This is a genomic window from Fulvivirga sp., from assembly GCF_040220315.1.
Lineage (GTDB): Bacteria > Bacteroidota > Bacteroidia > Cytophagales > Cyclobacteriaceae > Fulvivirga.
In genome coordinates this window covers 1-13,530 of record NZ_JAVJUY010000335.1, presented here as the reverse complement: position 1 = coordinate 13,530, position 13,530 = coordinate 1, and the positions used below count along the sequence as shown (strand labels likewise).

The following is a 13,530-nucleotide window of genomic DNA, read 5'->3' as shown; positions in this document are numbered from 1 at the left end:
AAAAACCCGAATTGAGGGCCAAGATGAACATTTAATACTTTGGCAAAGTTCTTCTTCAATAAAATAGGCACTTCGATATAAGTTAAATCGAAATCCTCAGCTCCTTTAAAAGAATAAAGCACTTCTGGTTGAATAAATATACCAGCTGCACCGATCTCTAAAAATGCACCAACGTGATACCCTGTTTTACCATCAGGATCACCGTCAGCATCAACATTTGCGAAGTTTACACCTCCTTTAATTCCACCTGATATTTGTGCATAACCAAAAGAAGAAATGGCTATAAAAGAAAATAAAAGTAATAACTTTTTCATTTTAAAAAATTTTAAGGGTTTAAAAAAATAGCTCTAATTGAATATTGATATTAACATAAAAAGACCGATTTTCCAACCGGTCTTTATCAAATTGATCTTAATTCGTTATTTAGTTCCCGAATAATTTCCAACCTACATAAAGCTGAAAAACTCTGTTTTTAGACTCGGATGCTCCATCAAAATCATTGATATCAGAAAGTCCCAAATTATATCTAACACCACCTACAAATCCTGCTGGCAAATCTACTTGACCACCTATTGAAAAAGACAAATCCGTCCCTTTTAAGTTGTCATCAAATTCATTGCCATCTTCATCTTCTGCAGATAAAAGAAAACCTAACTGTGGTCCAGCATGTAAACTTATCATTTCATTGATGTTATAACGCACTAGTAACGGAACGTTTAAGTAGTTTATTTTCGCTTCGAAAGTAGAACCACTGAAGTCTTGCTCAAACCCTTGAGCACTGTAAAGTAATTCAGGCTGTAATCCAAGATTATCGGAAAACATAATTACTCCAAAACCGCCAAAGTGAAAAGCCGTTCGAGCATCTGTTGAACCTTCGGTATCAACATTTGCAAAATTTAACCCTGCTTTTGCACCAACAGTTACTTGAGCATTTACTGAATAAATTGCCCCTAAAACAAATAATGATAAAATAGTAATTTTTTTCATAGTTATTTCTATTTAGTGATACATCAAATATATAAAAATTATAACATCAAAAAACTAACGCCTGTTAGTTTAGCGGAAATTTTACACCAAAGGCAAAAACAGCCTGATCGAAATCGCTTAATACAAACCTCAATTCAGTAAAAGGAACCACCGAACCTCCAACATCAAAATTAGCTCCTGCTCCAATATTCAAGCCTAATTCAGTATCGGATCTTTCGGGTCCTAAGACACCTGAATCTATCGATATCCTTGCTAGATTAAGTCCACCAAGTGCATACGCGCTAACCGACCCAGACTCTGCGAAGTAGTAATTAAGGTTTACATTTAGTTCCCAAAAATTGAGAGGGTCTTCAGCAAAATAGTAGTTGAAACTAGGGGAAATTGAGAGGTCATTTTTAAAAAAGAACTCACCAACAACACCGATGCCTAGTTCTTCAATTTCAGTGCCATAGACCAAGTTTCCACCTATTCTTCTTTGTGACATTGCCGAGACGGCAATTGTTAAAAATAATGCAAGTAAAAATGTCTTTTTCATAGTTTCTAATTTTGTTGCGCTAATTAAATAAATCTTTAGATACTTTATTGGGTAACGTGACAATTAATTTATCATTCATTTCCATTGCTCTCTTAATAGCAAAAACAGCCTCCTTATTTCTTGCCCAACTTCTTCTAGCTATTCCATTATTTACATCATAGAAAAGCATATTTTTAAGCCTCTTCTCGGCTTCATCCGAACCATCTAAGAGCATTCCAAATCCACCATTAACTACTTCACCCCAGCCTACTCCGCCTCCATTGTGTATAGATACCCAGGTGGCTCCTCTAAATGAATCTCCAATCACGTTATGAATGGCCATATCTGCCGTAAATTTGGAGCCGTCATAAATGTTCGATGTTTCTCTGTATGGACTATCTGTACCTGATACATCATGATGATCCCTACCTAAAACTATTTCAGCTAACTCTCCTTTACTAATAGCCTTATTAAAGGCTTTTGCTATTTCTATTCGCCCCAGTGCATCAGCATACAATATTCTAGCCTGACTACCTACCACCAATTTATTCTCCATAGCGGCTTCAATCCATTGAATATTATCCGCCATTTGTTGTTGGATTTCTGGTGGAGATTCTTGCTTCAGTCTTTTCAATACATCAGCTGCAATTTTATCTGATTTTATTAAATCTTCTTCTTTTCCGGATGTACATACCCATCTAAATGGACCAAAACCATAATCAAAACACATCGGTCCCATTATATCCTGAACGTAAGATGGATATTTGAAATTAATACCATCAGCAGCTATCACATCTGCGCCAGCTCTGGAAGCCTCTAATAAAAAGGCGTTGCCATAATCAAAAAAGTAAGTGCCTTTTTCAGTATGTTTATTAACGGCTTTTGCATGCCTTATCAATGTATCCTGAACTGCTTTTTTAAACTTTTCAGGATTATTAGCCATAAGAATATTGGATTCTTCAAATGACAGCCCCACCGGATAATACCCACCTGCCCAGGGATTGTGTAAAGAGGTTTGATCAGAACCTAAATCGATGTACACATTGTCTTGATCAAATCTTTCCCACACATCCACGATATTGCCCTCATAAGCTATAGAAACCACTTCCTTTTCCTCTTTTGCTTGTTTAACTCGTGCAACAAGCTCATCTAAGTCCTCAATCACTTCATCGACCCAGCCCTGGCTATGGCGAGTGTGCGTAGCTTTCGGGTTCACTTCAGCAACTACAGTTATACAACCGGCAATGTTTCCAGCCTTTGGTTGTGCGCCACTCATCCCACCTAGTCCAGAAGAAACAAATAGTTTGCCTGCCAAACCTTCACCATCTTTGGCTATTTTTCGTCCTGCATTTAGGACTGTAATGGTCGTGCCATGAACGATACCTTGCGGCCCTATATACATATATGAACCTGCCGTCATTTGGCCATATTGGGTAACTCCTAGTGCATTAAATTTATTCCAATCATCTTGCGAAGAATAATTAGGGATCATCATGCCATTGGTTACAACCACTCTGGGTGCTTCTATAGAAGAAGGAAATAACCCCATTGGGTGACCAGAATACATGTGTAATGTCTGGTCTTCCTCCATTGTCGCCAAATACTGCATTGTTAACAGGTATTGAGCCCAATTTTGAAAAACTGCACCATTACCTCCATAGGTTATTAATTCATGAGGATGTTGAGCCACTGCCGGATCCAAATTATTTTGAATCATTAACATTATAGCACCCGCCTGTTTACACTTAAATGGATATTCACTTAAAGGCCTGGCATACATATCATAGGTAGGTCTGAACCTGAACATATAAATGCGACCATAATCATTCAACTCTTTTTTAAACTCAGGAACCAACACAGCATGATGCTTTGGATCAAAGTACCTTAAAGCATTCTTTAGTGCGAGGTTTTTATCATCCGGAGTAAGAATATCTTTCCTTTTTGGCGCGTGATTAACACTTTTATCATACGGTCTTAGATCCGGTAACTCACTAGGAATACCTTGTAGAATTTGTTCTTTAAATGTCATAATACTTCTAACATTTTAGATTCTTGAATTTGGCGTACTGCCTCTTTATATCCGATACTGAAAATTTCTTCAGCTTTGCTAATATCTAATACTTTAAACGGTTCTAATCCCTTAGGTTCAATCAAGAAATCACATTGCTGAGCACTTTGATAAACATTACTTGTAATTGCCAGCATTAGCGCACGCTCCATTCCACTCGAAAAGTTTTTAAAATCAAAGTTTCTATCTATTGGGTTGGAATGCACACCTATGATGGCTTTCGTTTTTTTTCTTATGGCTTCGACAGGTAGATTATTTAGAATCCCGCCATCAATGTATAAATTACCATTAAATTCAACAGGGTTAAACAAAACAGGAATACATGAGGAGGCACAAATTGCAGGTATCAGTTGTCCTTGACTAAAGTATTCTGTTTTACCTGTTTTCATATTTGTAGCAGCAATATAGAGTGGTATAGACAAATTGGCAAAATTATCCTCCGGTAGATAGTTGATTAAAAACCGCTCTATCACCTCCATTTTTAGGAGACCTTTTGTATTGAGTGCTGGTTGAATAAAGCGCATTGGCTTTAATTCAATTAATAGCTTTAAAATGTCATTAGTACTTAGTCCTTGGGCATAGAGCGCGCCAATAATGGCACCTGCACTTGTTCCAGAAATTACATCGATTTTAACATTAACCTCTTCTAATGCTTTTAATACGCCTAAGTGAGCAATTCCCCTTGCCCCGCCACCAGAAAGAACTAAGCCTACACTATATTCTTTCATTAAAGGACTTCAGATAGTTTAAATGTTTGATCCAATCGCACGCCTTTTTCGGTATGTTTTACAGTGCAACACTCGTTCATTGAATCATGCTCAAGAAAAAGGATATAATTATTGTCAGCTGCTTCATTCAAAAACCTTGCTTTTTCATCCAAAGTAAGCAATGGTCTTGTGTCATAGCCCATCACATAAGGCAGCGGAATGTGGCCTACCGAGGGCAGCAGGTCAGCCATAAAAACAATCGTCTTGTCTTTATACTTAATCTTTGGGATCATCTGTTTATCAGTATGACCATTAAATGTTTCTACATCAAATTGATCAAAAGCATTTTGTGTTTTATCAACAAAGTTTAAATGACCACTCTCTTTCATTGGTAAAATATTCTCCTTCAAAAAGGAGGCCTTTTCCCTGGCATTTGGTTGCGTTGCCCACTCCCAATGTTCACTGTGCGACCAGTATTTAGCATTCTTAAATGTGATTTCAAAGCTGTCACCATTTCGAATCACACCACCACCACAATGATCGAAATGGAGGTGTGTAAGAAACATATCTGTTACATCACTTTCGGCAAATCCAGCATCGTTTAAAGACTTCTTTAAGCTATAATCACCATGAAGATAATAGTGGCTAAAAAACTTTTCACTTTGTTTATTGCCGATACCGTTATCGATTAAGATTAATCTATCTCCATCTTCAATTAATAGGCACCTTAATGCCCATGTGCACATGTTATTTTCATCAGCCGGGTTTGTTCGCGACCAAAGGGATTTTGGAACAACACCAAACATAGCACCCCCATCCAATTTAAATAGACCTGTATTTATAACATATAATTTCATTTAAGGTTGTCCTTTAGTTCTCTTTCTAATTTCAATGCTAAATTATGACCGTTTTGATAGGCTTGGATTTTTTGTGCTAAGAAGCTGGAGTGAATACCCATCACTGTTCTAAATTTATCAGAGTTTAACACATCTTTATTCAACCCCGAACTTGTACCATATGCTTCATTAAGTAAGATAGGAATGATTTGATTGTCGAAATTCATTCGGTAATACTTTTCAATCTCATCAATTTGATTATACCCTGAATGATAAAATTCAATAATATCTATTCGCAGTTTTAAATTTAAAAGCTCGAATTTCCCTGATGATTTAATAGACTCATAGGTGATATTTTTGCTTGAAAAGGAAGTAAGAGAGGCAATTCTAGCAAAAGCAATGTTCAGTGAGTCATCTGAGAGAACAGGTTTGGAACGATCTAGGACTCGTCTGAAGATAGCTAGGTTCTCTTTTTCTCTAACTACCATAGAATCAAGTTCGGCAATATCGGAATCCAAGTCATCAATCATGGCTTGAATATAAGTATCATGTAATTCATCCGTTTTCTTCTCTTCATTCCAATTATTTAGGGCGAAGGCTACGGAAATGCCTGTAATTACAACAATTAAATTTACAAAGTGATCTAGCCAACTTATATTTCTCATAGTGATATAATTAAAAAGCCACGGAACATTCCGTGGCTCTAATTTATGAATCTTTACTTTTTATTCCTTGAATTTACCCATCGAACAGAATTTGTCTATTCTTTCGCTTATACGTTCTTCTGCACTTTGTTTAGACAATTCTTCATGTGTTGCTTTAATATATTTTTTAATTTCTTTAGACATCCATTTCATGTCTGTATGCGCTCCACCCAAAGGTTCTTTAATGATACCATCTATAAGTTTGAGTTCCAGCATATCCTTACCAGTCAGTTTCAAGGCTTCAGCAGCTTGTTCTTTGTAGTCCCAGCTTCTCCATAAAATAGATGAGCATGATTCAGGAGAAATTACGGAGTACCATGTATTTTCTAACATAACCACTCTATCACCAATAGCAATGCCCAACGCCCCACCAGAAGCGCCCTCTCCTATAATAATACAAATGACAGGTACTTTGAGCATGAACATCTCTTTCAAGTTCCTGGCAATTGCTTCCCCTTGACCTCTCTCTTCCGCTTCAAGACCTGGAAAAGCACCGGGTGTATCAATAAACGTAATGATTGGTTTGTTAAACTTTTCAGCTAATTTCATTAGCCTTAATGCTTTTCTATAACCTTCAGGGTTAGCCATGCCGAAATTACGCATTTGTCGTTGCTTGGTATTTCTACCCTTTTGCTGACCAATGACCATATACGTTTGCTTGTCTATGGTTCCAAACCCACCTACCATGGCCTTATCGTCTGCTACATTTCTATCGCCATGTAGCTCTACAAAGTCATCTAAAATTTCGTAAATATAGTCTAGTGTATAAGGCCTTTCAGGATGCCTGGAAAGTTGCACACGTTGCCATCTCGTAAGGTTGTTAAAAGTATCTTTTTTCAGACTCTTAATTTTTGACTCCAGCGATTTCACGGCTTCTTCCACATCAACATCGCTTTCAGCAGCGATCTTTTTCATGTCTTCAAGTTTTGCCTCTAAATCTGCAATAGGCTTTTCAAAATCCAATAGCATATCTGTTTAATTAAAGGTACAAAATTAAAACTAATCCGCACTTATGACAGATTAATCTAAGCTAATTCTATTGGTGAAAAATAATGAAATAAATTCAACCTTAGTGTTGCAAATAAAAATTGACCGATATACATTTGCACCACCTTAAACGAAAGGGTCTGGTAGTTCAGCTGGTTAGAATGCCTGCCTGTCACGCAGGAGGTCGCGGGTTCGAGTCCCGTCCAGACCGCAAAAGCCTCTTAAATACATTTTGAGAGGCTTTTTTATTATATACTAGTTGTTATATACACAAAAAAACCACCCGTTTGAGAACGCGTGGTTTTTCAATTTTATAGAATGCAATATTACTCGTCACCTAACGCTTCAAGCTGCATAGAAACCTTTTCAGCTTTATCCTTCATTTTCAATTGAGTATAAATGTATTGCAAGGTTTCTAATGTTGTTCTGTCATTAGGTTGTAAAGAATTTAACTTTTCCCAGTGAGGAACTGCTTCTTTCAATCTTTTGTCAATATCAACATTCATTGCCTTGGCTTTCTTTTGATCTGCCTGAGAAATACCTAAGTTGTTCATTTCTTTTATCAAATCAACAGCTTGATTATAAATAAGAACCGCTAAATTGAATCTTGCATTGTAATAATCAGGGTCTACTTCTACTGCACCTTTGTAAGCTTCTTTTGCCTTTGCTGCATCGCCTATTTCTTCATACATAACACCCAAAGTAAACCTTAAATTAGCGTTATCAGGTTCATTGGCTATAGCTGATTCCAGCTCACTTTTTGCTTCATCTATTCTTTCTAGTTTAATGAGTGCATTAATTTCTGATTTAGCAAAATCTAAATCACTCGGAAATTGTTCTTTTGCCGCTCTAATTACTTCTAGGGCCTTCTCATTATCTTCATTAACAACTCCTTCAATGTAAATAACTGCTGAATAAATATCTTTGCTATGGTAATTCAGATCGTTAAGCAAAGTATAATAATTTAATAAAGCCTTATCATAGTCTTTATCTGCTTGAGCTACAGAAGCCGAATAAATATAACCTGTTGTGTCCTCTGGTTGAACAACTGCCGTTTTTCTAAAATATTTGTAGGCCTCTTTATTATTTTGAGCATTATAATACTCTACGCCTTTATTTAGATAATGCCCCCAGAGCGTACTAATTTGTTCACCTTTTGTCACTGGAAAGCCATTAGGACCTGTGATATAAAACTCATTGTTGCCCTGGTTCATTTCATCTGCCTTAGCAAATGCCTCCATGGCCGTTTTTAAAGGGTCATTGGCCAGGTTTTGGTAAGTTGGGTTTTGTGTAGTATCTAAAGAAGCATAAATAAGGCCTCTATAGTACCATGTTTTGCCATCATCTTTCGTTTTTTCATGAACAATGGCTTCATCAATAATATTCTTTGCTTCACCCAGATTACCTTCCGTTCTAGCTTTTTCTGCTTGATTAATTTTAGGCTTCTTCTGTCCGTAAGAATAACCTACAACCATTATTGCAAGCATAAATACGATTAATCGTTTCATAGTTTATGTATTAGTTTGATTTTTAAATTTATTCTTTTTCTTCTGAATTAGGTGCGGCACCTTCATTATTTTCGTTTTCTTCATCTGTTACTTCCTCATCCATCCCTTCTATTCGCTCAATTTTCTCTACTGAAGAAATTTCATCATTCTCATTTAAACGAATTAACTTAACTCCCTGAGTGGCTCTGCCCATTACCCTCAAATCTTCAACTGCCATTCTTATGGTAATGCCAGACTTATTTATTATCATCAGGTCATCCGTATCAATCACCTCTTTGATAGCAACAAGCTTGCCAGTCTTCTCTGTAATATTAATCGTCTTAACTCCTTTACCCCCTCTTTTTGTAATTCGGTAGTCGTCTATTAAAGAACGCTTGCCATATCCTTTTTCGGAAACAACAAGCAAGTTGGAGTCTTCTCTATTAATACAAACCATACCCACTACCTTGTCTTCTCCTTCTAAGGTTACTCCTCTAACACCCGATGCCGTTCTTCCCATTGATCTTACATCAGACTCATGAAAATGAATGGCTTTACCACCCGTTTTTGCAATAATGATGTGATTATCGCCATTTGTTAAACTAACATTTAGTAATCGATCTCCTTCTCTAACAGTGATGGCATTGATTCCATTTTGGCGTGGTCTTGAGTACGCTTCCAGTGGAGTCTTTTTAATTGTACCATTTTCGGTACACATCATCACAAAGTTGTTATTGATATAATCTTCGTCATCCAAATTCTGAACATTAATTACAGCTCGCACTACGTCACCCTGTTCAATGTTAATAAGATTTTGTATTGCACGACCCTTAGATGTTTTTGAACCTTCAGGAATGGCATAGACTTTCTTCCAAAAGACCTTACCATATTCTGTAAATATCAATAAGTAGTTATGAGCTTTTGCTATAAAGAGGTGCTCAGTAAAATCATCATCTTTGGATTTGGCACCTCTTGAACCCACACCACCTCTACTCTGCGTTCTATATTCCACCAATGGCGTGCGCTTAATGTATCCTTCATGAGAAATAGTAAGTACCATTTCTTCATTTGGAATCATATCTTCAAACGTTATGTCATCTGCACTATGAACTATTTCAGTTCTGCGTTCATCGCCATATCGTTCTTTTAACTCCAATAACTCAGTTTTGATAATTTCCATTCTTCTAGGCTCATTAGAAAGAATGTCCTTCAGGTCTTTAATAAGTTCAACTACTTCCTCGTACTCCTTCTGAATTTTATCTCTTTCTAATCCTGTTAACCTTTGAAGACGCATCTCCAAAATAGCCTTTGCCTGAATGTCAGACAATTCAAACCTTTTTATTAATTGTTCTTTTGCCGCATCAGGATCTTTAGATTTTCTTATTAAATCAATAATTTCATCCAGATTGTCAAGTGCGATAATATATCCTTCTAAAATATGCGCACGCTTTTCTGCTTCATCTAATTCATATTGTGTTCTTCTAACAACAACGTCATGGCGGTGCTCCACAAAATGAATGATCATATCCTTCAGGTTCAGCGTCATTGGCCTGCCTTTTACCAGCGCAATGTTGTTAACACTAAATGAAGTTTGTAATTGAGTGTATTTAAATAAATGATTTAGAACAATGTTTGGAATAGCGTCTTTTTTAATATCATAGACTATTCTCAATCCATCTCTGTCAGACTCGTCTCTGATATCTGAAATCCCTTCGATTTTCTTTTCATTAACAAGTGCCGCTGTTTTTTCAATCATGTTGGCCTTGTTCACCTGGAAAGGAATTTCAGTAACAATGATTTGCTCTTTACCTGTTTTAGTGGTTTCAATTTCAGCTTTTGCACGCATTAATACTCTGCCCCGGCCAGTTTCAAAGGCTTCTTTAACACCCTGATATCCATAAATCAGACCGCCTGTTGGAAAATCAGGGGCAGTTATATGCTGCATTAGCTCAGGGATATCTATATCCCTATTATCTATGTAGGCTGATATGCCATCAATAACCTCTGTTAAGTTATGTGGAGCCATGTTCGTAGCCATTCCAACTGCGATACCTGATGCTCCATTTATTAGAAGGTTGGGCAATTTAGCTGGTAATACAGTAGGTTCTTTTAACGAATCATCAAAATTAGACTGAAAGTCAACAGTATTTTTGTTGATATCGCCTAACATTTCCTCCGAAATACGCTTTAATCGCGCCTCTGTATAACGCATGGCCGCAGGAGAATCACCATCGATAGATCCAAAGTTACCCTGCCCATCTACCAGCGTATACCTTAACGACCAAGGCTGGGCCATGCGAACCATGGAATCATATACTGCGGTATCTCCATGTGGATGGTATTTACCTAAAACCTCACCCACAATTCTTGCTGATTTTTTGTAGGGTCTGTTATAATTAACACCCAAATCGAGCATACCGTACAAAATTCTTCTATGTACAGGTTTTAAACCGTCCCGCACATCCGGTAATGCCCTTGAAATGATTACTGACATAGAATAATCTATGTAAGCTCCTCTCATTTCATCTTCAATATTGATAGGAATGATATTCTCGTTTGCTCCTTCCGCCATTTTATCTATACACTTATCAGTTTAAAATAATGGCGAAATTACACAAAATTTATCAAGCTTCACATGATTAATTATGACAATATTGAAGGTATTGAAATTGAGCACATAACTAATTGATTATTAATTAGTTATGCTAATAAGGATGTAGTTTTTTCTTGTTCTTTTTTTTGTATTTGAAGAGTCTCGGATAGTTCTCTCCATGATGTGGATTTTGCTTCCTCCATATTGGGTGCATTCTACTTCTATATTGCTTATTTCCATGTTGATGATTAACCTGGGTTGTGCAATTTTTGAGAAAACATTTTTTTAATTCAGGAATTCTGTAAAATACACCTACCCCCAGGTAAAAAGCGTTCATATTTGTTGTAATTGAAGTACTAGATTCTGGCACGTTTATCGTAAAATTTTTGAAATCAAAAGAAGGCCTTACAAATGCTGAAAAATATTCTGAGAGCTCTCTTTCAATTGTTGCTCCAACATTAAAGAACACTCCCTTTTGAATTAGGCCTTTGTTGAATTTATTGGAAAGATTAAATGCTCCAATATTGGCATCAACGGATAAAACGTAATCATAATATCGATACACCTTACCTCCTAGAATTAGAAAGTATTTTTTGTAAAAAGTACTGCCAAAATTCGGGGTAATGGAAGCAATAGACCCATCAAAGTTTTTAGAAGTAAATTCACCAACCCTATGATATTCAAACATAAACCCTGCGCCTATTTTATATCTGTTTTGTATTTCAACGTGTAGGGTTAGTTGCAATGGGATGCTTGTACCGGGTGCTCTAAATATTAATTCTGATGTGTCTGAACTAACAAGAAAATCATTATTTGGATCCACAGTTACATTATCAGATTGTTCAACTGTATTAAACCAATACCTGTAACCGCGTGGAATATTACCTGTAGTAGGATCAACATCGTTGGAAAACAACAATGGAGTACTGTCTTGTTGTTGAAGTATGCTATATCCGCCTAAGTCCTGTTTGTAGAAAGTTCTGCCATACCCAGTAGACAAGCCAAAATGTAGCTTAGAAAGCAAAAGCCTTAAAGAACTAACATTATCAGGTTTCGCATAAAAATGATCTAATGGAATAGCAGGCTTTTCTTCATCTTGCCCAGAAACCTGATAGGCACAAAAGAACACCATCACGAATGTTGCTAATCTAATTAACCGATTGATTTCTAAGCTGATCATGAAATTATAACAGGCAAAAATAAAGATTATTCTTTGAAGCCTGCTAAACTATTTCACATTGAAGGTTTTACAAAATGAGGCGAATACCAGATGATCACTTAATTCTAGTTTATTTCCAATGTCCTGAATTTTTTCAAACTCTACTTTAGAGATACTGCGCTCATCAACTATTTCAGCTTCATCGTGAAGGAAAAAAGAACTAAGAAACCTCACATACGCATAAGGGACTTGCATTAATTCTTGGGCAAAGGTGGTCAGGTTATAATCACCCTGATCAGCACCTACTTTTCTTAGTGTAGAACTGTCAAAGGTTTTAGCCATACAAATTTTTATGATTTCATAAAATGGCAGCTCCCATTTATCAAAGGCTTTAATTAGAAATTTCATAGCGTGTGCCACTGGGTCAATTTTTAAAAAAAAACCTCCCTTTGACATTTTTCTGGCCATTTTATTCAGGGCAAGCTCTTCAAAAAGGCTGATGGTACCATTTGAAAGTGCTATACCGACAGTGGGTGTCATCATTATCAAGGAAAGAAAATCATGTTCCGATATTTCTAAAAAATTGGCTTCATTCCCTATGAATTCCTTTCGTGCAGCAACAACTGCATCTAGCACTTCCGGAATATCAATCATTATGGCAACTTCATTCTCTGTGAACATAATTTCTTATTTAAGGTCAAAAGATACAAAATCCAAGTAATAATGGTCAAGAATATGGCAACAAAAAAGGCGCCAGTCGGGGCGCCTTTTCTATATTTTTTTCTTTTTCAGTTATTATGCACCTTCAGTGGGCGCTTGAATTTTGGCTAAAATAGCATTATAACGACTTTGCACACTTTCATCTGACCCAAGAGCAGATTTGATGGCTTTATACGCTTTACCACCGTCAGGAAGCATTTTTGTAGCCAATATTTGAACAACATCACCAATCGCTTCTTTTCTTTCATCCTGCATTTTGGTAATAGTTTCCATAAATTTTTGCTCGAATTCAGTTGCAGCTTCACCTTCACCTTTAGATAATTCTAAGTATCTCTTACCTGTCATTCCCTCCTGATTCTTAATCATCTCATTTGTTAAAACGCTAATTTCAGATTTCATAGCATCTACAGTTTCCATCATCAAAGCGTAACGTCTTAAGTTTTCGTCAGTGATTTCTTCGCTTTGTGCATTAGCTACCGTTGCGCATAAACCCATTACAAATGCAGCAATTAAAAGTCTCATCTTCCTCATTGTATCAATAGTTTGTTATAAATAAAAATTAAAAATCTCGAAGAAAGGCCAATCGCCCTTTTTAAACAAATTTATTGGCTAAAAATTAATATTGTGTCACGTATTTTACGTGACATTTAGATGTTAATTGTAGCTCTTATATTAAAAAACCGGGCAGATAATGAATTAGGAACTGCAAACTGATCATTATTAACATCAGATATCCAGGTATATGAAATAGGGTTAGCCGACCCAAAT

General features: G+C 36.4%; 13 protein-coding genes and 1 tRNA gene. 1 reads left to right on the top strand and 13 read right to left on the bottom strand.

Annotated elements, in window-relative coordinates:
* The 8 genes from RLO81_RS17140 to RLO81_RS17105 all read right to left on the bottom strand — a co-directional run.
* A partial coding sequence (locus tag RLO81_RS17140; RefSeq protein WP_350114510.1) for a porin family protein occupies positions 1–314 on the bottom strand: 314 nt, incomplete at its 3' end.
* 109 nt (positions 315–423) lie between these two features.
* Positions 424–987, bottom strand: a complete 564-nt coding sequence (locus RLO81_RS17135; RefSeq protein WP_350114507.1) for a porin family protein — start codon at positions 985–987, stop codon at positions 424–426.
* 64 nt (positions 988–1,051) lie between these two features.
* A complete protein-coding gene (locus RLO81_RS17130) occupies positions 1,052–1,522 on the bottom strand; it encodes an outer membrane protein (protein ID WP_350114504.1) in 471 nt (156 codons plus the stop codon).
* Between the two features lie 19 nt (positions 1,523–1,541).
* Positions 1,542–3,530 (bottom strand): urocanate hydratase, encoded by a 1,989-nt coding sequence (gene hutU / locus RLO81_RS17125; protein WP_350114501.1) that lies wholly within the window; start codon positions 3,528–3,530, stop codon positions 1,542–1,544.
* Positions 3,527–4,297 (bottom strand): patatin-like phospholipase family protein, encoded by a 771-nt coding sequence (locus RLO81_RS17120; RefSeq protein WP_350114498.1) that lies wholly within the window; start codon positions 4,295–4,297, stop codon positions 3,527–3,529. Before RLO81_RS17120 ends, hutU begins: the two co-directional genes overlap by 4 nt.
* Entirely contained in the window at positions 4,297–5,133 is an 837-nt protein-coding gene (locus RLO81_RS17115; RefSeq protein WP_350114495.1) for an MBL fold metallo-hydrolase, read from the bottom strand. The genes RLO81_RS17120 and RLO81_RS17115 overlap by 1 nt, the downstream gene beginning before the upstream one ends.
* Positions 5,130–5,777: a DUF6090 family protein gene (locus RLO81_RS17110; protein WP_350114492.1), complete on the bottom strand. Its 648-nt coding sequence runs from the start codon at positions 5,775–5,777 to the stop codon at positions 5,130–5,132. The genes RLO81_RS17115 and RLO81_RS17110 overlap by 4 nt, the downstream gene beginning before the upstream one ends.
* Before the next feature lie 60 nt (positions 5,778–5,837).
* Positions 5,838–6,785, bottom strand: a complete 948-nt coding sequence (locus RLO81_RS17105) for an acetyl-CoA carboxylase carboxyltransferase subunit alpha (protein ID WP_350114489.1) — start codon at positions 6,783–6,785, stop codon at positions 5,838–5,840.
* Positions 6,786–6,940: 155 nt separating this feature from the next.
* On the opposite strand from RLO81_RS17105, the gene RLO81_RS17100 reads away from it, so the two are divergent.
* A tRNA-Asp gene (locus tag RLO81_RS17100) sits at positions 6,941–7,014 on the top strand.
* Positions 7,015–7,129: 115 nt separating this feature from the next.
* On the opposite strand, the gene RLO81_RS17095 is transcribed toward RLO81_RS17100, so the two are convergent.
* From RLO81_RS17095 to RLO81_RS17075, 5 genes are all read right to left on the bottom strand, one after another.
* Positions 7,130–8,311, bottom strand: coding sequence for a tetratricopeptide repeat protein (locus RLO81_RS17095; protein ID WP_350114486.1), 1,182 nt, complete (start codon positions 8,309–8,311; stop codon positions 7,130–7,132).
* Between the two features lie 28 nt (positions 8,312–8,339).
* Positions 8,340–10,862 carry a DNA gyrase subunit A gene (gyrA, locus tag RLO81_RS17090; RefSeq protein WP_350114483.1) on the bottom strand — a complete coding sequence of 841 codons (2,523 nt, stop codon included), beginning with the start codon at positions 10,860–10,862 and terminating at the stop codon, positions 8,340–8,342.
* Positions 10,863–10,995: 133 nt separating this feature from the next.
* Positions 10,996–12,063, bottom strand: a complete 1,068-nt coding sequence (locus RLO81_RS17085; RefSeq protein ID WP_350114480.1) for a hypothetical protein — start codon at positions 12,061–12,063, stop codon at positions 10,996–10,998.
* Between the two features lie 48 nt (positions 12,064–12,111).
* Positions 12,112–12,723: a hypothetical protein gene (locus RLO81_RS17080; protein WP_350114477.1), complete on the bottom strand. Its 612-nt coding sequence runs from the start codon at positions 12,721–12,723 to the stop codon at positions 12,112–12,114.
* Positions 12,724–12,837: 114 nt separating this feature from the next.
* On the bottom strand, positions 12,838–13,293 hold the full coding sequence (locus RLO81_RS17075; RefSeq protein ID WP_350114474.1) for a hypothetical protein: 456 nt from the start codon (positions 13,291–13,293) through the stop codon (positions 12,838–12,840).
* Positions 13,294–13,530: the final 237 nt, after the last annotated feature.